Origin of the sequence: Pseudomonas sp. TH06 (genome assembly GCF_016651305.1) — a bacterium.
Taxonomy (GTDB): Bacteria; Pseudomonadota; Gammaproteobacteria; order Pseudomonadales; family Pseudomonadaceae; genus Aquipseudomonas.
In genome coordinates, this window is sequence record NZ_JAEKEC010000001.1 from 2,023,557 (window position 1) to 2,048,972 (window position 25,416).

The following is a 25,416-nucleotide window of genomic DNA, read 5'->3' on the forward strand; positions in this document are numbered from 1 at the left end:
GGCTCACTCCTACAGGGGAATGCATTCCAAATTGTAGGAGTGAGCCTGCTCGCGATAGCGTCCTGTCAGCCAGCACTAACCTCACTGGTGTCCTTGATCAGGTGCGCCGCCAGCGTGCGCAACGGTCCCAACTGCCGGCAGATCAGCGCCAGCTGCGTCTGCACCAGTCGCTGTCCCTCATCGATCTCATCGGGCATCTGCTCCAGCTCATTGGCCAGCGCTTCTTCTTCATCACTCTGAATCGCAATCGGCTGCTTGCTCGCCAGCCCCTGGGCGATTTCGTCGATGCTCGTCGCCAGTTTCGCTCCGGCGCCATCAATCAAATGTTCACGCACATCGGCCGGTAACTGCGTCTCGCGGTGCGCACCCAGTCCTGACAGATAACTGAGCAAAGTGTGCGAGAGCACCAGAAAGCGGAAACCGACATCCGCTTCCTTCCGGAAATGCCCCGGCTCCATCAGCATGTTCGCCAGCGTCGTCGACAGCGCCGCATCGGCGTTGTGCGCGTTGCGGCGGGCCAGCCGATAGGCGAGGTCGTCGCTCTTGCCGGCGGCGTATTGCTGCATGATCTGGCGCAGGTAGATGCTGTTGCAGGTCAGGGTGTTGGCCAGCACTTTGTTCAGACGTCGGCCCTGCCAGTCGGGCAGAAACAGCAATACCGTCAGGCCGGCAATCAGGCTGCCCAACAAGGTATCGAACAGTCGTGGCAGGAACAGCCCGTAACCGTCGCCGACCTGGTTGAAGCAGAACAGCACCATGATGGTGATCGCCGCCGTCGCCAACGTGTAGCGTGTGGTGCGGTTGGTAAAGAACACCACCCCGGCGGCGATGGCGAAGCACGACTGCACCAACGGGCTCGGGAATAGATCGAACAGCGCCCACGCTACGGTCAGGCCGATGGCGGTGCCGAAAATCCGTTGACCGAGTTTACGCCGCGTGGCGCCGTAGTTCGGCTGGCAGACGAACAGGGTGGTGAGGATGATCCAGTAGCCTTGCGACGGGTGAATCAAATGCACCATGCCGTAGCCGATGCTCAATGCCAGCGGCAAACGCAGGGCGTGGCGGAACAGCAGCGAAGTTGGCGTCAGTTGCGTGCGCAGGCGAATCCACACGTCCTTGAGGTTGCGTGGCGAGCGGTCGAGCAGGCTGCTGTCGGTCGCATCAGCCAAGGCATCGGGGTTGCTTGCATCGCTGAGCAAACGGTCGAGGGTGCCGAGGTTGGCGGCCAGTGCGCGCAACGAACGCAGCAGTCCGCGCCAGGCCGGGTTGCTCTGGATGCGCAGGTGTTCGAGGGAGGCGTCGAGGTCGCTGAGGGCTTCGGCGAAACTGGCGTCGTAGATGAACGGCTGGCGCATCTGGATTGATTCGGCCAATGCCCGGCAGGCCTTGCCTTGCTGACGCAGCAGGCGCTGGCAGCGGAACAGCACGTCGCTGTGGAAGAACGCTTCGGCCAACGCGTTATAGGGATAGTGCGAGGAGCTGGCGCGTTCGTGGATGTCCTGGGCGAGGAAGTACAGCTTCAGGTAGCGGCTGACTTTCGAGCCGGGGCGACCGTTGCCGACCCGGTGCAGGATGATTTCCTTGGCACTGTTCAGTGCCGCCACGACGCGGCCATTTTGCTGGGCCAGTTCCAGACGTCGGGCTTCGACGTCCATCTGGCGGATCGGTTCGAACAGCGAGGATTTCAGCTTCAGGTAAAAACCCAGCTCACGGAACAGGCGCGCCAGACTTTGCTGCACCGGTTGATTGGAAAACATCGCCTGCCACAACACCGACAGCAGGCCGTACCACGCGGCACCCGCGACCAGCAGCATCGGTTCGTGCCAGAAATCGGTGACGGCGCCGCCGCGCTGATCGACGCCGATCATCGTGTACACGGAAAGAATCAAGGTCGCCGAGGCAATCGCCCCATAACGCTCGCCGAGCGCACCGAGCATGGTCAGGCCGAAGCTTGCCAACGCGAGGGCAATCGCGAAAACGATGGGGTAGGGGAAGAGCAATTCCACCGACAGCGCGGCGATGCTGAAACACACCAGCGTCACGGCTAGTGCGTTGAGGCGGCCCTGCCAACTGTCGTCGGTTTCCGCCAAAGCGCTGGCGATGATCCCGAGGAATAACGGGATCAGCAGGCCCATTTCATCCTGATACCAACACAGCGCCATGCTGCCGGTCAGGGCGATGAACACCCGCACGCTGTAGCTGAATTTATCCAGCGCCCACAGGCGCCGCAAAGACTGACGAAACGAGGTCGAGGACATGAAGTGCGAAGGCCTTCCGAGGCGATGCCGCTAAATTGAGCCAGTAATGACGCCGACGCAATGGCGCCGATCACATCTGACAGCAAAAAGTGTTCCTGACTGCATCACGCATAACCCCTGTAGGAGTGAGCCTGCTCGCGATAGCGGTGTGTCAGTCACCAAATTATTGACTGACAGGTTGCAATCGCGAGCAGGCTCACTCCTACAGGGTTTTGTGTTTGGCTCTGGCTCAGACGTACTGCGCAGCGGCGTAGCCCGAGGCCCAGGCCCACTGGAAGTTGAAGCCGCCCAGATGCCCGGTGACGTCGAGCACTTCGCCGATGAAATACAGGCCCGGGCTTTTCAGCGATTCCATGGTCTTGGACGACACTTCGCGGGTATCGACGCCACCGAGTGTTACCTCGGCGGTGCGATAACCTTCAGTCCCCGCCGGGACGACTTTCCAGCTGCCCAGCTTGTCGGCGATCTCCGCCAGTTCCGCGTGGGTGTACTGCTTCATCGGCTTGGAGACGAACCAGTTGTCCGCCAGCAAATTGGCCATCTTCTTGGTGAAGATTTCGCCGAGCAGGGTTTTCAGTTCGCTGTTCGGGCGCTCGGCCACTTGCTGTTGCAACCAGCTCGCCGCGTCGTGATCCGGCAGCAGGTTGATCTCGACCGTGTCGCCGGATTCCCAGAACGAGGAAATCTGCAAAATCGCCGGGCCGCTGAGGCCGCGGTGAGTGAACAGGATGTTCTCGCGAAAGCTCTGGTCGTTGCAGCTGACCAGGCAATCCACCGACGTCCCGGACAACTCGGTGCACAGTTCCTTGAGCTGATCGGTGATGGTGAACGGCACCAGGCCGGCGCGAGTCGGCAGCAACTCGTGGCCGAACTGTTTGGCAACCTGATAACCGAAACCGGTGGCGCCCAGCGTCGGGATCGACAACCCGCCGGTGGCGATGACCAGCGACTGGCACTGGACCTGGCCGAGGGTGGTGTCGAGCAGGTAGCCGTTTTCGACTTTCTCGATGGTCTGAATCGAGGTGTCCAGATGTAACTCGACGCCGACCTGATCGCACTCGGTCAGGAGCATTTCGAGGATGTCGCTGGACTTGTTATCGCAGAACAGCTGGCCGAGTTTTTTCTCGTGGTATGGCACCGCGTGCTTGCCGACCATGCCGATGAAATCCCACTGGGTGTAGCGCGCCAGTGCGGATTTGCAGAAGTGCGGGTTCTGCGAGAGGAAATTGTTCGGTTCGGTGTACATGTTGGTGAAATTGCAGCGGCCACCGCCCGACATCAGGATTTTCTTGCCGGCCTTGTTTGCATGGTCGAGCAGCAATACCTGACGCCCACGCCCGGCGGCGGTCAGTGCACACATCAACCCTGCGGCGCCAGCGCCAATGATCACGACTTCGGTAGAGCGCAAAACGGTGTCCTCTGAAATATCACCACAAAACGAACTGTAGGAGTGAGCCTGCTCGCGATGGCGGTGTGTCATTCAACATTAGAGGTTGGCTGACAGATTGCTATCGCGAGCAGGCTCACTCCTACAGGGGAACTACGTTGTTCTTACAAAATGCGGACGCGCAGCGAACGGCCCTTGATCTTGCCGTCGTTCAAACGCTGCAACGCCTGCATGGCCACGGTGCGATCTACGGCTACATAAGCCTGGAAGTCGAAGATCGCGATCTTGCCGACCTGAGCACCCGGGATGCCGGCATCGCCGGTCAATGCACCCAGAATGTCGCCCGGACGTACTTTGTCTTTACGGCCAGCACCGATGCACAGGGTAGTCATCGGCGGTTGCAGCGGGGCAAGGCCCTGAGACTTGAGGTTGTCGACCTGATCCCAGTTCAGCGGCGCTTTTTGCAGTTGCTCGATGGCTTGCGCGCGATGCGCTTCGCCCGGTGCGACCAGACTGATCGCAATGCCTTTTTCGCCAGCACGACCAGTACGGCCTACGCGGTGAATGTGGATTTCCGAATCGCGGGCCAGTTCGACGTTGATCACCATGTCCAGTGCATCGATGTCCAGACCACGGGCGGCAACGTCGGTGGCGACCAGTACCGAAGTACTGCGGTTGGCGAACATCGCCAGCACCTGATCGCGGTCACGCTGTTCCAGATCGCCGTGCAGGCCGACGGCGGAAATGCCTTTGGCGGTCAGGTGATCGACGGTTTCCTGCACTTGCTGCTTGGTGAAGCAGAACGCCACGCACGAAGCCGGGCGGAAGTGGTGCAGGACTTTGGTCACCACGCTCATACGGTCTTCCGGGGAAATCTCGTAGAAACGCTGCTCGATCTGCGTGTCATCGTGGAACGCTTCGGCTTTCACCGTTTGCGGATCGCGCATGAACTTCGAAGCCAGTTGCTTGATGCCCACCGGGTAAGTGGCGGAGAACAGTAGGGTCTGACGGCGCTCTGGCGTCTTGACGATGATGTCTTCGATGGCGTCGTAGAAACCCATGTCGAGCATGCGGTCGGCTTCGTCGAGGATCAGCGTGTTCAGGCCGTCGAGGACCAGCGAGCCCTTGCGCAGGTGCTGCTGGATACGCCCCGGAGTGCCGACGATGATGTGCGCGCCGTGCTCCAGCGAAGCGATCTGCGGGCCGAACGACACGCCGCCGCACAGAGTCAGGACTTTGATGTTGTCTTCGGCACGGGCCAGACGACGGATTTCCTTGGCAACCTGATCGGCCAGCTCACGGGTCGGGCAGATCACCAGCGCCTGGCAGCCGAAGTAGCGCGGATTGATCGGGTTGAGCAGGCCGATGCCGAACGCGGCGGTCTTGCCGCTGCCGGTCTTGGCCTGGGCGATCAGGTCCATCCCCTTGAGGATCACCGGCAAGCTCTGCGCCTGGATCGGCGTCATCTGGCTATAACCGAGCGATTCGAGGTTAGCCAGCATGGCGGCGGACAGCGGCAGAGTATTAAAAGCGGTGGCGATGGTGGTCACGGGACTGGCCTGCAAAACAAAATGTCGCGCAGTGTAGCAGCCCCGTGCCACTTTCCTCGAAAGTTCTGGACGAACAGCGACTAAAACCCGTCCCCCAGGCTCGCACAGGTTGAAGATAAACCTGTGGTGAGGGGATTTATCCCCGATGGGCTGCGCAGCAGCCCCAAATAGCTTGAATACAATCAGCCTGATGCACCGGGGTGGCTGGTTTCAGGGCTGCTTCGCAACCCATCGGGGATAAATCCCCTCACCACAGATGCTCCCTCGCCATAGATCAGTGTTCGATGTGCTCTTCCGGGCGTTTGGCGCGGCGGCCGTCTTCTTTCGACAGTTGCGAGAAAATTGTCGCCGCCAGCATGGCCATGATCCCGACTGTGACGAACGTCAGCTGGAACGCACCCAGCACGGTCTCGACGCCGTCGTTGCCGATCTCCGCCGTGAAGCCTCCGAGCAAAGCACCGGCACAGGCAACGCCGAGGCTCAACGACAACTGCGCCACCACCGAGAGCAAGCTGTTGCCACTGCTGGCGCTGGCGTCATCCAGATCGATCAGGGTCACGGTGTTCATCGCCGTAAATTGCAGCGAGTTGATCGCCCCCAGAACCGCCAGCAGGCACAGCAGCAACCAATACGGCGTCTGCTCGCTGACCAAGCCCATGCTCGCCAGCATGATCCCCAGCGCCAACGTATTACCGGTCAGCACGATGCGATAACCGAGACGTTCGATCAGCGGTCGCGCCACCCACTTGGCGACCATCGCCGCAGCGGCCAGCGGCAGCATGCTCATCCCCGCTTGCGAGGGTGAATAACCCAGCGCCACTTGCAGCAGCAGCGGCACCAGAAACGGCAGGGCGCCGCTGCCCAGACGCGCGAACAGGTTGCCGAGAATGCCGACGGCAAAGGTTCGCGTCTTGAACAACGACGGTGCGAACAGCGGGTTTTCGATGTGCCCGGCGCGCAACCAGTACGCCGCCAGACAGGCCATGCCGCCGAACAACAGCAACATCACCCGCAGGTGCGGCAAGTGCAATTCGCCGAGCCCTTCCATGGCGATGGTGATCAGAATCATCGCCGCGCCGAACAACAGGAAACCCAAACTATCGAAGCGCGTGCGTTCGGTGCCGCGCAGGTCGGGGATGAATTTCCACACTGCGTAGCAACCGATGACACCGACCGGCAGGTTGATCAGGAAGATCCAGTGCCACGTCAGGTATTCGACCATCCAGCCGCCCATGGTCGGGCCGATCAACGGACCGAGCAGGCCGGGAATGGTGATGAAACCCATGATCCGCACCAGCTCCGATCTTGGGTAAGCACGCAATACCACCAGTCGCCCGACCGGCAACATCAGTGCGCCGCCCAGACCCTGAATGACTCGGGCGCCGACCAGCATGGTCAGGCTGCTCGACAACGCGCAGAGCAGCGAGCCGAAGCTGAACAGGAGGATCGCACCGAAGAAGATTTTTTTGGTGCCGAAGCGGTCGGCGATCCACCCGGAGGCGGGGATCAACAACGCCACGGTGAGCATGTAGGAGATGACCACACCCTGCATGCGCAACGGGTCTTCAGCCAGGTCGCGGGCCATGGCCGGCAGGGCGGTGTTGAGGATGGTCCCGTCGAGGGACTGCATGAAGAACGCAATGGCGACGACCCACGGCAACCAGCGGGCGGTGATGGCGTCGAGAGGCGGGCGAGTGGGCATGGAACCTCTAATGGGTGGTTAATCCAAATGGCTTGTCGTGCATGAAACCCTGTGGCGAGGGGATTTATCCCCGATGGACTGCGCAGCAGTCCCCTGCATTTGATTTTAAAAGCGGGGCCGCTACGCGACCCATCGGGGATAAATCCCCTCGCCACAGGGTCCACTCCAGCACCTGACCCATGGGTGTGCTGGAGTTTTCATTTACAAGGTAAGAGTCAGTCGGCTGACCAGTGCCCCCGGCAGCAGCGCCGAGGAGGTATTGCGCTGGCTATACGTACTCGCCGACAGCAGCAACTCGCGCTCGGCCGTCAACGCTTCCAGCTGCGAACCGAGCAGGCTGTAAGCGCTATCGTCAAAGCGCATGGTGCTGACGGGTGCCTGAATCTTGCCATTTTCGACCCAGAAGGTTGCAAACCGAGTCATGCCGGTCATGCGCGCCGCCGGTTGATCCGAGAAGTTCAGGTACCACAGGTTGCTGATGTACAGCCCGGTGCCCAACTGCTTGAGGATCTCTTCTTGCGACAGGTCACCCGCCGCCATGTTCATCGCACTCGGCGATTCCCCGCCGCTGGCGCCGTTGGCTGTCAGGCCGTATTCGGCGGCACTGCGTGAGCCGACCAGTTGATCGCCAGCCTTGCCCTCGACGATCAGGCGCAGATCGCTGCGTGGATAACCTTCGCCGGAAAACGCCGGGCTCAGGGATTCGCTGACTTTCTCATCCAGCGACACCAATGGGCTGAATGCCTGATCGCCGACATACAGCTTCTGCAACGGGCTGCTTTTGCTGGCGATCGACTGCGCCGAGAAACCGCCCCAGCTCAGCATGCCCATGATTTCTTCGAGCGCCGCCGGTGCCAGGTACGCGCGGTATTGTCCAGGCGCTAATGTGCGCAGCGGCCGACCGAGGAATTCCAATTGCTCGCGAGCCTGCTGGAAGCGTTTGGCGAACCCTTCGCTGCTCCAGTCGTGTCCGGCGTAACTGGCCTTCACGGCCTCGCCGTTCTCGTGGAACAGGCTGAAGTCGAAGTTGAAGCTGTTCGCCTGATGCCAGCCGAATGCGCCTGAAGAACTGGCGAAACCACGGCTGATCGGGCCGGCGGCATAGAAGCCCACCAGGTCCAGACCTTCGGCGGCGGCGCAGATTTCGTCTACCACTTGCTCGGTATCCGGCAGCGGATGCTCCTGCACGTTGTTGCTCTGCCAGCCATTGTGGTTGAGCAACAGATACGGATCCTGCGGCAGCAGCGGCAGGGTTTCGCGCAGTTGTTGCAAGCCTTCGGCGAGCCGTTGCAGATCGCCTTCCTGGTCACCGGACAGGGTGACTTGCAGGTCGGCGTGGCGGCCGTCGTTGATCAGTTTCAGGACGATGTTGGCCTGCTGCACCTGCCCGGCCTGACGCACCTTGGCATGGTTGAAACGGACGAAGGCCGAGGACTCGGCGGCATAGCTGAGGGTGAACTGTTCCGGCTCGCGCACGCTGTCGCGCAGCCAGTTGACCATGGTCTTGAAGGCGTCGGACTGACTCTTCGAAATGCTCATCAGGCGTCTCCCCCAAACACATCAACGTTGCTGAATACGCAGGCCGGCGAAGCGTGGCCGACGCGGATCACCTGGTTCGGTTCGCCTTTGCCGCAGTTCGGCGTGCCCAGCACCTTGACGGTGTTGGCGTCGCCGACGGCGCGCAGGCTCTTCCAGAAGTGCGCGGAAATTGCCCGGTAATTGGGGTTTTTCACCACACCTTTGAGTTCGCCGTTTTCGATCAACTGGCCCCATTCGCAGCCGAACTGGAATTTGTTGCGCGCGTCGTCAATCGACCATGAGCGGTTGGTGCTCATCAAAATGCCGTGCTCGATGCCTTTGATCAACTGATCGAGTGGCTGGTCGCCCGGTTCGATATTGAGGTTGGCCATGCGGTCGATCGGTGCACGGTTCCAGCCGCAGGCGCGGCTGTTGGCGACGCCATCCATGCCGGCGCGAAATTGCGACAGCGCACCGCCCAATGGACGCAGCAACAGGCCTTCGCGGATCAGGAATTGTTTGCTGGCCTGAGTACCGTCGTCGTCATGGCCGTAGCTGGCGAGTTCTTCGGGAATGCCCGGATCGAAGGTCACGTTGAGCAGTTTCGAGCCATATTGCAGGCTGCCGAAATCAGACGCCTTGACGAAACTGGTGCCGGCGTAATTGCGCTCGTCGCCAAGAATCCGGTCGAGCTCCAGCGGGTGACCGATGGATTCGTGGATCTGCAGCATCATCTGATCGGGCATCAGCAGCAGGTCGCGCGGGCCTTGCGGGGTGTTCGGGGCGAGCAGCAATTGCAGGGCCTGATCGGCGACTTGCGGGCCAGCGCCAACCAGACCGCAACGACTGATCACGTCAGCGCCGCCCTGTTGGCCGAAGTTCTCGCGGCCGAGGCTGCGGGTCTGGCTGTCGTTGCCGTCGTAGGCGGTGACGTCGAGGCCTGGGTAGACGAAGCGCTGTGCCTGGCGCAATTCGGCACCGGCGCTGCTCAGGTAGATCTGTTCGACGTGGGTGATACCGATGCTCACCTCCCAATTCACCAGGCGCTCATCCTTTGGCACCGAGGCGGACTCCGCGCCGAGCAGCTCGAAGCATTCGCTCAGGGACGGGAAGGGTTGTTCGAGATTGGGTGAAAAGTAGTCAGCGCGATCGCTGGACACCGGCTGATCGCGCAGGTCGAGCAGCGCGTGTGGCTTGAGCCGGCGGGCCTGCAACTCGGCGCGTTCAAGGGCGGCTTGCAGGCCTTGTTGCGACAGATCGTTGGTCGCGGCGTAGGCCTCAACGCCATTGACGCGAACGGTGAGCATTGCCCCTTCGTCACGGCTCAGGCTTGGTGGCTCGGCGACGTTCTTGCGTACCGACAGGTACTGGCCGGATTCGCGTACATACCGCAGGGAAAAAAACTCGGCGCCCGTGCGCAAGGCGGCGAAGCGCTGCTTGAGCTGGGGGTGGAAATCGAACATTCGGGAACCTCCTTGTAATGGAGTAGCGGTGCGGAGCGATTCGGCGGGGAGGGGTGAAACGGTTGCGCGAGGTCTAGAGTAGGCCTGCGTCGGGGTAGGATCAAGTGAAGAGGGGGTGTAGGAGGATTTACTGTGCAGCGGGGGAGGGGAAGTTGATTTTTAGGGCGTCATCGCGAGCAGGCTCACTCCTACAGGGGATCTGTGTTGATCACAAATCAACCGTAGGAGCGAGCCTGCTCGCGATCAGCCGTGACGCGGTGTTGCTGAATTACTGAGCAACAGGCGTGATATCACGCATTGGCTTGCCCTTCACCGGCGCATCGCCAGCGACGTAGTAAGCCGCGGTGCTGCGTGGCAAAGGCTTGCGACCACGGATCTTGTCGGCGATTTTCTCGGCCATCATGATCGTCGGGGCGTTCAGGTTACCGGTGGTGATGATCGGCATGATCGAGGCATCGACCACTCGCAGGTTCTGCATGCCGTGCACGCGACCTTCGCCATCCACTACGGCCATCGCGTCGGTGCCCATCTTGCACGAGCAGGACGGGTGGAACGCGGTCTCGGCGTGTTCGCGGATGAACTTGTCCAACTGCTCATCGGTTTGCACGTCGATGCCCGGGCTGATTTCGCGGCCACGGAAGGCGTCCAGTGCAGGTTGTTGCATGATTTCACGGGTCAGGCGGATGCCGTCACGGAATTCCTGCCAGTCCTGCTCGGTGGCCATGTAGTTGAACAGGATGCTCGGGTGCTGGCGCGGGTCTTTCGACTTGGCCTGGATGCGACCACGGCTCGGCGAACGCATGGAGCCCATGTGCGCCTGGAAACCGTGCTCTTTCACACCGTTGCTGCCGTTGTAGTTAATCGCTACCGGCAGGAAGTGGTACTGGATATTTGGCCATTCGAACTCTTCGCGAGTACGGATGAAACCGCCGGCTTCGAACTGGTTGCTGGCGCCGATGCCGGTGCCGTTGAACAACCATTCGGCACCGATGGCCGGCTGGTTGTACCAGAGCAGCGACGGGTATAGCGAAACTGGCTGAGTGCAGGCGTATTGCAGGTACAGCTCGAGGTGATCCTGCAGGTTTTCACCCACGCCCGGCAGATCGTGAACGACCGGGATGTCGAGCTTGTTCAGCAGTTCGGCAGGGCCGACACCGGAACGTTGCAGAATCTGCGGCGAGGCGATGGCGCCGGAGCACAGCAGGACTTCTTTGCGTGCTTTGACTTCAACGCGCTCTTCAGCGTCGCCGACCAGGTAACGCACGCCGACGGCACGCTTGCCTTCGAACAGGATCTTGTCGGTCAGGGCGTGGGTGACGATGGTCAGGGTCGAACGCTTTTTAGCGGTGTCGAGGTAGCCACGGGCGGTGGAAGCACGACGACCTTTCGGCGTCACGGTGCGGTCCATCGGGCCGAAGCCTTCCTGCTGGTAACCGTTCAAGTCTTCGGTGCGCGGGTAACCGGCCTGTACGCCGGCTTCAACCATGGCGTGGAACAGCGGGTTGTTGCCAGCCTTCGGCGTGGTCACGCTGACCGGACCTTCGCCACCGTGGTAGTCGTTCGGGCCGATGTCGCGGGTTTCCGCTTTGCGGAAGTACGGCAGGCAGTCCAGGTACGACCAGTCTTCCAGACCTGGCAGTTTCGCCCAGCCGTCGTAGTCCATCGCGTTGCCACGGATGTAGCACATGCCGTTGATCAGCGAGGAACCGCCGAGGCCTTTGCCGCGACCGCATTCCATCCGGCGGCCGTCCATGTGTGGCTCGGCGTCGGTTTCGTAAGCCCAGTTGTAGCGACGACCTTGCAGCGGGAACGCCAGTGCGGCCGGCATTTGTGTGCGGAAGTCGAAACGGTAGTCCGGGCCGCCGGCTTCGAGCAGCAGAACGGTGACGCCGGCGTCTTCAGTCAGACGGGTCGCCAGGGTGTTACCGGCCGAGCCGGCACCGATGATGATGTAATCGAATTCTTGGGACATTAGATGCACCCTCTTTGAAGTTGGTCAGGTCGAGATCGCCGGGACGCTGCAAAGCCTGTGATTAGGAGAAAGCTCCCTGTGGAGAAAAACCCCTGTGGTGAGGGGATTTATCCCCGACCGGCTGCGCAGCAGTCGTAAAGTCAGCGACTGGGTTCTGTCTGGATATTTGCAGTGTCGGGAGGGGGCTGCTTTGCAGCCCATCGGGGCGGTGCGACGTTTCGCTAAATCCCCTCGCCACAAAGGCCCCATCCAGACTCTGGGTCCGATCAGAAAACCGAGACGTAATCGCCCAGCTCGACCTGTACCGATTTGATGCGAGTGAAGTTGTTCAGCGAGCTGATGCCGTTTTCACGGCCAACACCCGACTGCTTGTAACCGCCCACCGGCATTTTTGCGTCGGACTCGCCCCAGGCGTTGATCCAGCAGATACCGGCTTCCAGTTGATGAATCACGCGGTGTGCGCGGTTCAGGTCTTTGGTGACGATACCGGCGGCCAGGCCGAAGTCGGTGTCGTTGGCGCGGCGGATCACTTCTTCTTCGGTTTCGTAGGAGAGGATGGCCATGACCGGGCCAAAGATTTCTTCACGGACGATGGTCATGTCGTCGGTGCAGTCGGTGAACACGGTCGGCGCCACGAATGCGCCTTTGGCGAATTCGCCTTCGGTCAGACGGTTGCCGCCGCACAGCACGCGGGCGCCTTCTTCTTTACCCTTGGCGATGTAACCCAACACGCTTTCCATGTGCGGGAAGCTGACCAGCGGGCCGAAGTTGGTGTTTTCGTCTTCCGGGTTGCCTACGCGAATGCGTGCAACGCGCTCAACGATCTTGGCTTCGAAAGCGGCTTTCAGGTGTGCCGGTACGAACACGCGAGTGCCGTTGGTGCAGACCTGACCGGAGCTGTAGAAGTTGGCCATCATCGCGGTGTCGGCCGCGCGATCGAGATCGGCGTCGTCGCAGATGATCAGCGGGGACTTGCCGCCCAGTTCCATTGTCACGTCTTTCAGCGACGAAGCCGAAGCGCTGGCCATGACCTTTTTGCCGGTGTCGGTGCCGCCGGTGAAGGAGATTTTTTCGATGCGCGGGTGCTCGGTCAGCCAGGTGCCGACTTCACGGCCGCTGCCGGTCAGCACGTTGAACACGCCGTTTGGCACGCCGGCTTCGGTGTAGATCTCGGCCAGTTTCAGGGTGGTCAGCGAGGTGACTTCGCTTGGCTTGAAGATCATCGCGTTACCGGCCGCCAGGGCTGGAGCGGATTTCCACAGAGCGATCTGGATCGGGTAGTTCCACGCGCCGATACCGGCCACCACGCCCAGCGGCTCGCGACGGGTGTAAACGAAAGAAGTGTCACGCAGCGGGATCTGCTCGCCTTCGATGGCGGGTACCAGGCCTGCGTAGTATTCCAGCACGTCGGCGCCGGTAACGATGTCGACGTACTTGGTTTCGGAGAAGGATTTACCGGTGTCCAGGGTTTCCAGAGCAGCCAGTTCATCGTTGCGCTCGCGCAGTATGTCGACGGCACGACGCAGGATGCGCGAACGCTCCATGGCGGTCATCGCAGCCCAGATCTTCTGGCCTTTTTCAGCGCTGACGACTGCGCGCTCGACGTCTTCCTTGGTCGCACGTTGCACCAGTGCGAGGACTTCACCGTTAGCCGGGTTGATGGCTTCGAAGGTGGCATCGCTGCCGGCGTCGGAGTACGCGCCATCGATGTAAAGTTTTTGCAGTTCGAAACGGGCCATAGTGTCCTCGCAAGTGCATTAGTGGTTGGCGTTGACCGCCGCGATGAAGCTGCGGAGGCAGTGAGGGGCCGAGCGTTTTCTGTGTGCTCTAGCTCACCTTCTTGGCCAATTGGAAATCCATGTATTCGTAAGCGATCTGTTGCGCCTGCGCAGTGTCGAAAGCGTCTCCCGACAGCGCGCCGCGCAACCACAAGCCGTCAATCAACGCTGCCAGTCCACGCGCTGCGGTGCGCGCATCTTCGAGCGGCAACACACGGCGGAACTCGCAGCACAGGTTGGAATACAGACGGTGATCGTTGATCCGCTGCAACCTGTGCAAAGACGGCTGGTGCATGCTGGTGGCCCAGAAGGCCAGCCAGGTTTTCATTGCCGGGCCATTGACCTGGCTGGCGTCGAAGTTGCCTTCGATGATCACCTGCAGATGCGCCCGTGGGCTGTCATCTGCCAGCGCTTGGCGGCGCAGGGTGACGTTCTCGCTGAGGACGCTCATCAGATACCGCATCGTGGCGGCAATCAGGCCGTTCTTGTCCTGAAAGTAGTGACTGATGATGCCATTCGAGACACCGGCCAAACGGGCGATCAGCGCAATGCTGGCGTCCCCCATTCCGACCTGATCGACCGCCTGCAAAGTGGCTTCGATCAGTTGTTGGCGGCGGATGGGTTGCATACCGACCTTGGGCATCTTGCACATCTCCTTAGGCCTTCCGAGGGGCGAATGACGCCTATCGGATTGAGGGCCAGTCTATTTTGTTTTGATTGAACGTTCAATCAACAAAGAATAAGATCTGCGACAAATCGTCGCTGCCTACAGATTTTTCCTACGTGTAAGTGGCGATAAAACCGACATCCGAAAATGCTTGAAACCTGCGTGGGGCATGGCGCGGTTCGCGATTCGATGGACGTGTTGAAAGGGCAAGACGCTCAGGGCCAGGTTTCGGATGAACGTCCAGACCTCGGCCACGAAAGCGATTCGCAGCGCCATTTCGGCAGGTTCGGGCTTTTTTCGGGGTGTCTTTATATCACCCGCCGGTCGGCTGCCAACTAACCGATTGGTCGGGTTCCGTGTTGCCTTGTGTTCTTCTCTCGCACTGCCTGGAGCATTCGTGCCATGAGTTCTGCCTCGCTTATAAAGACCCCGCCCGAGAAGGTGACGGTCAACGGTTGGGTGTTTTACACCTCTACCGCGCTGATTCTGTTGTTGACCGCCATTCTGATCATCGCCCCGCAAGAGGCCGGCAGATTGTTGGGTATCGCTCAGGCCTGGTTGTCGCGCAGCTTCGGCTGGTACTACATGGTGGTGATCGCCGCCTACCTGGTGTTTGTGGTGGGCCTGGCGTTTTCCTCGTACGGCAAACTCAAACTGGGCAGCAAGGACGACACCCCGGATTTCAGTTACGGCGCCTGGGCGGGGATGCTGTTCTCGTCGGGTATCGGTATTTCGCTGCTGTACTTCGGCGCGTCCGAGCCGCTGGATCACTACTTCAATCCGCCGGAAGGCGCATCGGCCACCAACATGGCCGCGCGTCAGGCTGTACAACTGACGTTCCTGCACTGGGGCCTGCACGGCTGGGCGATTTACGCACTGGTCGGTCTGGCCGTTGCCTACTTTGCTTACCGTCATAACCAGCCGCTGGCGCTGCGTTCGGCGCTGTATCCGCTGGTCGGCGAGCGTTGGGTCAAGGGCGCTGCCGGTCACGCGGTGGACGGCTTCGGCATGTTCGTGACCCTGTTGGGTCTGGTGACCAACCTGGGGATCGGTTCGCTGCAAGTGTCGTCGGGCCTGGAAAACCTGTTCGGCATGGAACACAGCAACACCAACCTGCTGATCGTGATCATCGTGATGAGCACCGTGGCGACCATCGCTGCCGTGTCCGGCGTGGAAAACGGCATCCGTCGTCTGTCCAACCTGAACATCGTGCTGTTCAGCGGTCTGCTGATTTTCGTCCTGCTGTTCGGCCCGACCCTGCACCTGCTCAACGGCTTCGTGCAGAACATCGGTGACTACCTCAACGGCATCGTGCTGAAAACCTTCGACCTTTATGTGTATGAAGGCAGCGCCGAGAAAACCGAACGCTGGATGGGTCTGTGGACTCTGTTCTACTGGGCGTGGTGGATTTCCTGGGCGCCATTCGTAGGCATGTTCATCGCGCGTATTTCCCGTGGTCGTACCGTGCGTGAACTGGTCGCCGGTGTGCTGCTGATTCCGCTGGGCTTCACCTTGGCCTGGCTGTCGATCTTCGGTAACTCGGCACTGGATCTGGTGATGAACCAGGGCGCGGTCGAGCTTGGCAAGACGGCACTGGAACAGCCGTCGATGGCGATCTATCAATTGCTTGAACACTACCCGGCGTCGAAAATCGTCATCGGTGTGTCGATCTTTGTTGGCTTCGTGCTGTTCCTGACCCCGGCCGACTCCGGCGCGGTAATGATGGCGAATCTGTCCTGCAAGGGCGGCAACGTCGACGAAGATGCGCCGCACTGGCTGCGGATCTTCTGGTCGGTCGTGATCACCCTGGTGACCATCGGCCTGTTGTTCGCCGGTAACTTCGAAGCCATGCAAACCATGGTGGTACTGGCCGGTCTGCCGTTCTCGGTGGTGCTGGTGTTCTTCATGTTCGGCCTGCACAAGGCGATGCGCCAAGACGTGCAGATCGAACAGGAGCAAGCGCAACTGGCTGAGCGCGGTCGTCGTGGTTTCAGCGAGCGTTTGACTCAGCTGGATCTGCAACCGAGCCAATCGGTGGTGCAGCGTTTCATGGACAAGCAGGTCAGCCCGGCGCTGGAAGATGCCACCGCGCAGATGCGTGCACAGGGTCTGGAAGTGCAGACGCTGCTGGGCAAATCCAAGCGTTGCATGGGCGTACGCGTCGAGATGGAAGAGGGCAACCCTTTCGTTTACGAAGTGAGCCTGGACGGCTATCTGGCGACCCCGACCGAATCGGCCCAGTCCGATGAAGCGCGCCAGCGTTACTACCGCGCCGAAGTGTATCTGCACAACGGCAGCCAGGATTACGACCTGATGGGCTTCACGCAGGATCAGATCACGCGGGATGTGCTCGATCAGTTTGAAAGCCATCGGCAACTCCTTGGCCGGGTGTATAGCTAAACCTTGAGGGTCGGCGGTGCAGTCAGCTGCACCGCTGAACCTTTGTGGTGAGGGGATTTATCCCCGATGGGCTGCGAAGCAGCCCTGAAACCTGCGATTGCGATTTATTCGGATATCGCAGTTGCCGGCTGGGGACTGCTCCGCAGCCCATCGGGGATAAATCCCCTCACCACAGGTCCTGTGTTTACAGCTAAATAATCTGTACTAACAAAAACGCCGCGATCCTCTCGCGGCGTTTTTGTGTCTGGGGTTGTTAGCCCAGGTTCTTGCCCAGCAACGCGTGATACAGCTCACTGTCGCCCAAAATCCCCACCACATGATTGTTATCGTGCAGCACCAGTTTGTTGCCGGTCTGATAACGAATCTGCAATGCGTCACGCATACCGATATTCGAGTCCACCAGCGTCGGCTTGCGCTCCAGCCCTTCCACCGCCTGTCCCGGCGCCCAGTTTTGCAGGTTCAGCACCGAACCGTTCTGCCGCGCACCCTTGATGGTGTTGCCTTCAGCCAGGTCCAGCCACGAATCGCCACCCGGATCGAGGCACACCGAACCGTTGATGCGTTTGCACTTGTCCAGCGTACGCATCAGGCTGCGACCGCACAGCACGTTGAGCGGATTGGTGTGGGCGACGAAGGTACGCACATAGTCATCCGCCGGGTTCAGCACGATCTCTTCCGGCACGCTGTATTGAATGATCCGGCCGTCCTTCATGATCGCGATGCGGCTACCGAGCTTCAGTGCTTCATCAAGGTCATGGCTCACGAAGACGATGGTCTTGCTCAGCTTGCGCTGCAGTTCCAGCAGTTCATCCTGCAAGCCCTGACGGATGAGCGGGTCGAGCGCGGAGAACGGTTCGTCCATCAACAGAATGTCGGCGTCCATCGCCAGCGCCCGCGCCAGGCCCACACGCTGCTGCATGCCGCCCGAGAGTTCGTCGGGTTTCTTGTTGCGCCATTGCGTCAGGCCGACCAGTTCGAGTTTTTCATCGACCAGTTTCTTGCGTTCCTTCTCCGGACGGCCCTGCATTTCCAGACCGAAACTGATGTTCTCGCGCACCGTCAGCCACGGCATCAGGGCGAACTTCTGGAACACCATGGCGATGCGCTTGGTGCGCATCATTTTCAGCTCGGCCGGGGTGCACGAAGCGATGTCGATCTGGCGGTTTTCATGCTCGACGAACAGCTTGCCACGGCTCACGGTGTTGAGGCCGTTGATGCAGCGCAGCAGGCTCGACTTGCCGGAACCGGACAAGCCCATCAGTACGCAGATCTCGCCTTTGTTGATGTCCAGCGTGGCTTTTTCCACACCGACAATCTGTCCGGTCTTCTTCAGGATCTCGTTGCGCGTCATGCCCTGGTCCAGCAGCTTGAGCGCCTCGCGTGGGTCCTTGGAGAAGATTACGTCAACGTCTTCGAAGCGAATTATGCTCATGCGTCACCCCCTACTTTGGCGTCGGGTTGTTTGCAGATACGGTCGAGCATGATCGCCAGCAGTACGATCGCCAGGCCCGCTTCGAAGCCCAGGGCGATATCAGCAGTGTTCAGTGCGTTGACCACCGGTTTGCCAAGTCCGTCGGCGCCCACCAGTGCCGCGATCACCACCATCGACAGCGACAGCATGATGCACTGGGTGATGCCGGCCGCGATGCTCGGCATGGCGTGAGGCAGTTCGATCCGTGAGAGCAATTGGCGACGCGAGCAGCCGAAGGCCTTGCCGGCGTCCATCAGTTCTTGCGGGACATCGCGGATGCCCAGGTAGGTCAGGCGGATCGGCGCTGCGATGGCGAACACCACCGTGGAGATCAGGCCCGGCACCACACCCAGCCCGAAGAGGGTCAGGGTAGGAATGAGGTAAACGAAGGTCGGTACGGTCTGCATCAGATCGAGTACCGGACGCATTAAAGTGTAGAACATCGGCTTGTGCGCGGCGACGATGCCCAGCGGCACGCCGATGACCACGCAGACCAGGGTCGCGAACATGACCTGGGCGAGGGTTTCCATGGTTTCCTGCCAGTACCCCAGATTGAGGATCAGCAGGAAGGAGGCAATCACAAAAACAGTCAGGCCCCATTTGCGCTGGATGAAATGGGCGAGCAGGGCAATGAGGCCGATCAAGACAAAAGGGTTGAACCAGGTGAGCGCAAACGTCACGCCGTGGATCATCGTTTCCAGGGTCACGGCGATTGCGTCGAAAGTGCTGGCGCCGTGTTGCGTCAACCATTCAACGAAGCCCGCGATGTACTGGCCTAAAGGTATTTTCTGATCAATCAGCATGGTAGTGAACGTCCGCATGCAAGGAAATAAACAGCCCGGGTGAGCTAGCTCACCCGGCATAAGCGATTACTGTGCAAGCTTGGCTTTCACGGCCTCCAGGCCAGGTTTACCGTCAATGGTGGTCACGCCAGCGAGCCAGGTATCGAGCACCTGTGGATTCTTTTTCAGCCAGGCCTTGGCGGCCGCGTCAGGCTTCATCTTGTCGTCGAGGATGTTGCCCATCAGTTCACTTTCCATGTCGACGTTGAACTCGAGGTTCTTCAGCAACTGACCGACGTTGCTGCACTCCTCGGCGTAACCCTTGCGGGTGTTGGTGGCCACGGTCGCAGCACCGAAATCAGGGCCGAAGAAGTCGTCGCCACCGGTCAGGTACTGGATCTTGAAGCGCTTGTTCATCGGGTGCGGCGCCCAGCCGAGGAAGACCACGGCGGTGTCGCGTTTCTGCGCCCGGTCAACCTGCGAAAGCATGCCCGCTTCGGAGGATTCGACGACTTTGAAACCGGCGGTTTTCAAGCCGAAGGCGTCTTTGTCGATCATGCTCTGGATCAGACGGTTGCCATCGTTGCCAGGCTCGATGCCGTAGATCTTGCCGTCGAGTTCTTTCTTGAATTTGGCGATGTCGGCGAAGTCGTGCAGACCTTTGTCATACAGCGCTTGCGGCACGGCGAGGGTGTACTTGGCACCCTTGAGGTTGGTGCGCACGGTTTCCACGGTGCCGGCGTCGCGGTAGGCCTTGATGTCGTTCTCCATGGTCGGCATCCAGTTACCGAGGAACACGTCCATGTTCTTGCCGTCGGCCAGCGACTTGTAGGTCACCGGCACGGAGATCATGGTGGTCTTGGTCTTGTAGCCGAGGGCGTTGAGGACAACGGAGGTGGTCGCGGTAGTTGCGGTGATGTCGGTCCAGCCGACATCGGAGAAGTTAACGGTACTGCACTGTGCCGGTTCTGCAGCTTGCGCCAGTAACGGCAGACTCAGCATGGCGGCCAACAACAACGACGGGGAACCTTTCATGGATGGACTCCTTGGTGTTTTTTTTGGCAGTGTTCCGACTGTGGACCACCGCACTTATAGGTTGCGGTTGGATGGCGTTCTGGAGACAGCTCTACCACGGCGCCTTGCAATCGAGTCATAACGATCATGTACCAGTGAAAATCTGACGCCTACAGGGGGAGTCGTATCCAGTACAGGGATGGTCGCATCCAGTGTCAGTGACGTCGCTTACAGCTTTTTTTGGCCCCGTCTGGCCATCTGAACCGCATAAAAACGGCGAAAACCGGGGACGAAAGCGGCACGGCGTTAGTGGGCATGAGTGCGTCGGTGTCAGACGCCGTGCGACCTGACAAAAGCCTGATGATGCGGGCATTCCGGCGGATCGCAGCTTGAGCGTAGCAGCTCCGCCAGCGGGCGCTTATCGCCCCGGATCGGCATCCTCAGGAGCTCTGCAGCAATGGCTATCAGCGTTTTCGACCTGTTCAAAATCGGCATCGGCCCTTCCAGTTCCCACACCGTCGGGCCAATGCGCGCCGCGGCGTTATTCGTCGAGTCGCTCAGGGGCAAACACCTGCTGGAACAGGTGCGGCGGATCGAGGTGCAACTGTTCGGATCGCTGTCGGCCACCGGTATCGGTCACGGCAGCGACAACGCGGTGATCATGGGCCTGATGGGCGAATGGCCGGACGCAATCGACCCGTCGCAGATCGGCCCGCGCATTCAGGCGCTGCGTGAAACCCACACCCTGCTTCTGGATGGTCGCCTGTCGGTGCCGTTTGTCTGGGCTCGCGACATGCGCCTGATCGACGAAAACCTGCCGTTTCATCCCAATGCCATGACGCTGGTTGCCGAAGGCGATCACGGTGAGTTGCACCGCGACACCTACTATTCGGTGGGTGGCGGTTTTGTCGTGGATCAGGCGCAAGCCTCCAGTGGTGTTGTCGATCTTGATCGCACCGAATTGCCTTATGACTTTTCCAGTGCCGTCGAACTGCTGGAGCTGTGCAAGAACAACAACCTGCGCGTGGCCGAACTGATGATGGCCAACGAAAAGGTCTGGCGCAGTGAAGAGGAAATCCGCGCCGGACTGATGAAACTGTGGCGGGCGATGCAGGACTGCGTCGAGCAGGGCCTCAAGCACGAAGGCATTCTGCCGGGCGGTTTGAATGTGCGTCGACGTGCGGCGAAGTTGCATCGCAGCCTGCAGGAGCTGAACAAACCCAATGTGATCGGCTCGACGCTGAGCGCGATGGAATGGGTCAACCTGTTCGCCCTCGCCGTGAATGAAGAAAACGCTGCGGGCGGGCGCATGGTCACGGCGCCGACCAATGGTGCGGCGGGGATCATCCCGGCAGTCTTGCACTATTTTATGAAGTTCAGTGAAGCGGTGACCGACGCCAACGTGGTCGACTATTTCCTCAGCGCGGCGGCGGTGGGGATTCTGTGCAAGAAGAATGCTTCGATCTCCGGCGCTGAAGTCGGTTGTCAGGGCGAAGTCGGTTCGGCGTGCGCCATGGCAGCGGCAGGGCTGGCGGAGATTCTTGGCGCCACGCCGGAGCAGTTGTGCAACGCGGCGGAAATCGGCCTGGAACATAACCTGGGTCTGACCTGCGATCCGGTCGGTGGACTGGTGCAGGTGCCCTGCATCGAGCGCAATGCGATTGCGGCGGTGAAAGCGATCAACGCGGCGCAGATGGCTTTGCGTGGCGATGGCCAGCACTTCATTTCGCTGGATCGGGTGATCCGTACCATGCGCGATACCGGCGCCGACATGCATGACAAATATAAAGAGACCTCGCGGGGTGGCCTGGCGGTCAGCGCGGTTGAGTGCTGACACATTTTTCTGTGGCGAGGGGATTTAGCGAAACGTCGCACCGCCCCGATGGGCTGCGAAGCGGCCCCAAATCCTGTAATTGAGTTTTGCCTGACACACCGCGGTGAATGGGTTTACGACTGCTGCGCAGCCGATCGGGGATAAATCCCCTCGCCACAGGATTTATGTTTGATTTGGAAAGATTGGAGCGCCTCAGACCAGTCAAAATTGCTCATCAAGTGAACACTCACGATCAAACGCGCCACCTTTTAGCGCGTCGCAATCAGATAAGAGTCTTTCCCACCTGTAACAGGCAATCAGCACACCCTACCGTCCGTCACCCGTGCCTGCGGTGACACTCCCCGCCAGCCGCGCGCAGGCCTGTTCCCACAAGTGCTACCGATTTGCTCACACGTATCGGGGCAGGGCTTTTGCGGCCGCTGATGGCACTTCGAAATACCTTTCGTCGGACGGCTCGTATAGACACGTCGCGACGTCGTTTTCAGGAGTTATTGAACGCACATTCAATTTTAGGCATGGCAATTGCTCTGTCATAACAAAGCCCCGTCTCACGCAAGAGAACGATGGCAATAACAAGAGCCTCCGCCTGAGGCCATCACCCGCTTTGTGTGAGGAGATACCGCGATGACGTCGTTCAACTCCGGGGCTCAACCCCAGAACCGTGCGCCTCAATCCATCGGCTTTCTGCTGCTGGACAATTTCACGCTGATTTCCCTGGCCTCCGCAGTAGAACCTCTACGCATGGCCAACCAATTGTCCGGTCGCGAGCTGTATCGCTGGAGCACCCTTACCGTCGATGGCGGGCAGGTGTGGGCCAGTGACGGTCTGCAAATCACCCCCGACGCCTCCATGCACAAAGCCCCACCACTGGACACCGTGATTGTCTGCGGCGGCATCGGCATTCAACGCACCGTGACCCGTGAACACGTGTCGTGGCTGCAAAGCCAGGCGCGCCAGTCCAAACGCCTCGGCGCCGTGTGCACCGGCAGTTGGGCACTGGCCTGCGCCGGCCTGCTCGACGGCTTCGATTGCAGCGTGCACTGGGAATGTCTGGCGGCGATGCAGGAAGCTTTCCCGCGGGTGGCGATGAGCACGCGCTTGTTCACCCTCGACCGCAACCGTTTCACCAGCTCCGGCGGCACCGCGCCGCTGGACATGATGCTGCACCTGATCAGTCGTGATCACGGCCGTGAGCTGTCCGCCGCGATTTCGGAGATGTTCGTCTACGAGCGTATCCGCAACGAACAGGATCACCAGCGTGTGCCGCTCAAGCACATGCTCGGCACCAATCAGCCGAAGTTGCAGGAAATCGTTGCGCTGATGGAAGCCAATCTGGAAGAACCGATCGACCTCGACGAATTGGCGGTGTACGTCGCCGTGTCGCGTCGACAGTTGGAGCGGCTGTTCCAGAAATACCTGCATTGCTCGCCGTCGCGCTACTACCTCAAGCTGCGGCTGATCCGTGCACGGCAACTGCTCAAGCAGACGCCGATGTCGATCATCGAAGTGGCATCGGTGTGTGGTTTCGTCTCGACGCCGCACTTCTCCAAGTGCTACCGCGAATACTTCGGCATTCCGCCGCGTGACGAGCGCGTAGGTTCCAACACCACCCAGCAAGTGGCGATGCTGCCACTGCCGCAGGCGATCGTGATGTCGCCGCTGTCGGGGCCGATGTCGGCGTTGAGTCAGGCGCGCAATGAGTCGACGTTTGCCAGTGTAAGGCTGTAGACCGCGTCATCGTTCTTCGCGAGCAGGCTCGCTCCCACATATGAATGCATTCCAATGTGGGAGCGAGCCTGCTCGCGAATGGATTTCTCAGGCGCTATGGCTTTGCTGGTAGTCCGCCAATGCCGGCAACAACTGTTTGTCGATCGCCTGACGCACCGCAGGCTGGATACTCGCGCCGCTGGTGTACATGTCCTTGACCATTTTGCGCAATTCAAATGCGCGAACATTATCCAGGCCACGCACCGCACACTCACAAGCCTGCTCGGCGGTAGAACCGCTCGGCACCTGAAAACCCAACGCCTTGAGCTGGCCCAACAGGTCTTCCTGATCAATCAAGTCGGCGTACATCATGAGGCGAATCCTTCTTCGGCAACGGAGGTCGTGGCTCGATTCTGGTAGGCATGGGAAGGGACGGCAAGGGCGATTTGTCGCAGTGGCCGCGACGGCTATGAACAGGTCGTTTTCGGCTAACTCGTCGCTGAGGGGAGTGGGCACACTGAACTCAGCTTGCAACACGAAGGTTTGGTCACCCTCGCACGGCAGCTCCTCAACAGTACCCTCTGCCCCGATCCTGTCACGGCTTGTATCGGGGCTTTTTTTGGCTGTGAATCAGATAGTGTGGTGGTGATTGATTTGACGCCATCGCGAGCAGGCTCACTCCTACAGTTGAAATGCATTCACCTGTGGGAGCTGGCTTGCCAGCGATGAACGATGACGCGGTCTAGCGTTGCAACACCAGAATCCGCGACAACAACTCATCCCGATCGATGTAGCAGCCCTGGAAATGCCGCGCCCCGGTCGCCGGGTCAAAGGCATTGCGCGCATGCAGCGTGCGGCGATTGTCGAAGCACCACAACTCGCCCGGATTGAGCCGCTGCATCAAGCGAAACCGTGGCTCGCGGGTCATCGCGATAAAGCGCCGGTAGGCGCGATACAGCAGTGGCATCTGCTCCACCGATGTATCAAACGCCCCACGCAGAAAATTCGCCATGCGAATCTCCGCGACCCGGCCCAATGTATCCAGCGCGATGACCGGCGCGAGACAGCGATAGTCGCTGTGACGATCCTTGTTGCGAAATTCCACCGGGATCTCGCAAAGGTCCTTGAACGACTCGGGGTCTTCCTGACGCAACGCATCGGCAATCGCAAATCCGTCGACAAAAATACTCTCGCCACCCTCGGCGTCATTCACCAGACAATGCAGAAATTGCAGCCCCGGTTGCAGCTCCCGAGTCGGCAGATCCGTGTGCAGCGGCAAATTGAAAGCGGTGTAGGCGTTGCTGTCGGCATCGGCCTTGGATTGCACGTTGAATAGCACGCCGAAATTGCTTTCGCGGATGAAGGAGATGCGTTGCGCAATCAGTTTCAACGAACCAGGTTCGGTCGGTACGCCGCGCACCTGGGTCAGACCGATATCGCGTACAGCAATCAGCCAATGCAGCAGCGCGGCGTTGTCGTTCATCAGCGCCGAGTAATCGAACACCGGCAATTGCAAATCGCTGCGCCACAGATAAGCCTTGGGTTTGGCGGCCAGGCGTTCGGCGCGGGATTCTTCGTCATAGGCATGTGCACGCAGCCAGCCCGGATCGAGGCGGCTCGAATGGCCGTCCTGCCAGTCGATGCGCAGGCAGCCGTCGCTATCGATGTGCGCGGCGGCAGGCTTGAGGTCATCAGCGGCATCCACAATCTCGAAAACCTGCTCGCGGGTGACGCTGTAGACGCACTGCTGACACGGGCAGTTGTCTCGCAACCAGACATGGTGAAACGGGCTGATGCGACCATCGGCCCATGCAATCGAAATGCGATCCGCCAACGTCTGCACGCCACCGAGCGCGCTGATCAACGGATAAGTACGGAAATCGGCAACAGCGGCAGCGGTGTTCATGGCGGCT

Annotated in this window: 17 protein-coding genes; 3 read left to right on the plus strand and 14 right to left on the minus strand. The window is 60.1% G+C overall.

All coding sequences use genetic code 11. From position 1 onward, the window contains the following. Positions 1-65 precede the first annotated feature (65 nt). From yccS to betI, 9 genes are all read right to left on the minus strand, one after another. The gene (yccS, locus tag JFT86_RS09095; protein ID WP_201236489.1) at positions 66-2,258 is read right to left on the minus strand and encodes a YccS family putative transporter; all 2,193 of its coding nucleotides are present in this window, start codon (positions 2,256-2,258) and stop codon (positions 66-68) included. A gap of 229 nt (positions 2,259-2,487) precedes the next feature. After that, positions 2,488-3,666, minus strand: coding sequence for an NAD(P)/FAD-dependent oxidoreductase (locus tag JFT86_RS09100; protein ID WP_201236490.1), 1,179 nt, complete (start codon positions 3,664-3,666; stop codon positions 2,488-2,490). Positions 3,667-3,809: 143 nt separating this feature from the next. Next, on the minus strand, positions 3,810-5,195 hold the full coding sequence (gene dbpA, locus JFT86_RS09105; protein ID WP_201236491.1) for an ATP-dependent RNA helicase DbpA: 1,386 nt from the start codon (positions 5,193-5,195) through the stop codon (positions 3,810-3,812). Positions 5,196-5,469: 274 nt separating this feature from the next. Continuing rightward, positions 5,470-6,897: a multidrug transporter subunit MdtD gene (gene mdtD, locus JFT86_RS09110; RefSeq protein WP_201236492.1), complete on the minus strand. Its 1,428-nt coding sequence runs from the start codon at positions 6,895-6,897 to the stop codon at positions 5,470-5,472. Between the two features lie 201 nt (positions 6,898-7,098). Next, positions 7,099-8,436 (minus strand): TldD/PmbA family protein, encoded by a 1,338-nt coding sequence (locus JFT86_RS09115; protein WP_201236493.1) that lies wholly within the window; start codon positions 8,434-8,436, stop codon positions 7,099-7,101. After that, positions 8,436-9,878 (minus strand): TldD/PmbA family protein, encoded by a 1,443-nt coding sequence (locus tag JFT86_RS09120; protein ID WP_201236494.1) that lies wholly within the window; start codon positions 9,876-9,878, stop codon positions 8,436-8,438. The genes JFT86_RS09115 and JFT86_RS09120 overlap by 1 nt, the downstream gene beginning before the upstream one ends. Positions 9,879-10,146: 268 nt before the next feature. Continuing rightward, a complete protein-coding gene (gene betA, locus JFT86_RS09125) occupies positions 10,147-11,850 on the minus strand; it encodes a choline dehydrogenase (protein ID WP_201236495.1) in 1,704 nt (567 codons plus the stop codon). A 266-nt stretch (positions 11,851-12,116) separates the two neighbouring features. After that, the gene (gene betB / locus JFT86_RS09130; RefSeq protein WP_201236496.1) at positions 12,117-13,589 is read right to left on the minus strand and encodes a betaine-aldehyde dehydrogenase; all 1,473 of its coding nucleotides are present in this window, start codon (positions 13,587-13,589) and stop codon (positions 12,117-12,119) included. An 88-nt stretch (positions 13,590-13,677) separates the two neighbouring features. Then, on the minus strand, positions 13,678-14,271 hold the full coding sequence (gene betI / locus JFT86_RS09135; RefSeq protein WP_053124587.1) for a transcriptional regulator BetI: 594 nt from the start codon (positions 14,269-14,271) through the stop codon (positions 13,678-13,680). Positions 14,272-14,697: 426 nt separating this feature from the next. Here betI and betT point away from each other — a divergent pair, with 426 nt between their 5' ends. After that, positions 14,698-16,695 carry a choline BCCT transporter BetT gene (gene betT, locus JFT86_RS09140; protein ID WP_201236497.1) on the plus strand — a complete coding sequence of 666 codons (1,998 nt, stop codon included), beginning with the start codon at positions 14,698-14,700 and terminating at the stop codon, positions 16,693-16,695. 253 nt (positions 16,696-16,948) lie between these two features. Here the strand turns inward: betT and choV are convergent, their stop codons facing one another. From choV to JFT86_RS09155, 3 genes are all read right to left on the minus strand, one after another. Further along, entirely contained in the window at positions 16,949-18,127 is a 1,179-nt protein-coding gene (gene choV / locus JFT86_RS09145) for a choline ABC transporter ATP-binding protein (RefSeq protein ID WP_016772804.1), read from the minus strand. Next, positions 18,124-18,969 carry a choline ABC transporter permease subunit gene (gene choW / locus JFT86_RS09150; protein WP_007962645.1) on the minus strand — a complete coding sequence of 282 codons (846 nt, stop codon included), beginning with the start codon at positions 18,967-18,969 and terminating at the stop codon, positions 18,124-18,126. The genes choV and choW overlap by 4 nt, the downstream gene beginning before the upstream one ends. A gap of 66 nt (positions 18,970-19,035) precedes the next feature. After that, the gene (locus JFT86_RS09155) at positions 19,036-19,983 is read right to left on the minus strand and encodes a choline ABC transporter substrate-binding protein (RefSeq protein ID WP_201236498.1); all 948 of its coding nucleotides are present in this window, start codon (positions 19,981-19,983) and stop codon (positions 19,036-19,038) included. 436 nt (positions 19,984-20,419) lie between these two features. Here JFT86_RS09155 and JFT86_RS09160 point away from each other — a divergent pair, with 436 nt between their 5' ends. Together JFT86_RS09160 and JFT86_RS09165 are read left to right on the plus strand one after the other, a co-directional pair. Continuing rightward, positions 20,420-21,796, plus strand: a complete 1,377-nt coding sequence (locus JFT86_RS09160) for an L-serine ammonia-lyase (protein ID WP_201236499.1) — start codon at positions 20,420-20,422, stop codon at positions 21,794-21,796. Positions 21,797-22,420: 624 nt separating this feature from the next. Further along, positions 22,421-23,524: a GlxA family transcriptional regulator gene (locus JFT86_RS09165; RefSeq protein WP_007949927.1), complete on the plus strand. Its 1,104-nt coding sequence runs from the start codon at positions 22,421-22,423 to the stop codon at positions 23,522-23,524. 87 nt (positions 23,525-23,611) lie between these two features. Here JFT86_RS09165 and JFT86_RS09170 read toward each other — a convergent pair whose 3' ends face one another. Beyond that, positions 23,612-23,875, minus strand: coding sequence for a hypothetical protein (locus JFT86_RS09170; protein ID WP_007962640.1), 264 nt, complete (start codon positions 23,873-23,875; stop codon positions 23,612-23,614). Positions 23,876-24,245: 370 nt separating this feature from the next. Further along, entirely contained in the window at positions 24,246-25,409 is a 1,164-nt protein-coding gene (locus JFT86_RS09175) for a gamma-butyrobetaine dioxygenase (RefSeq protein WP_201231546.1), read from the minus strand. Between the last annotated feature and the right edge of the window lie 7 nt (positions 25,410-25,416).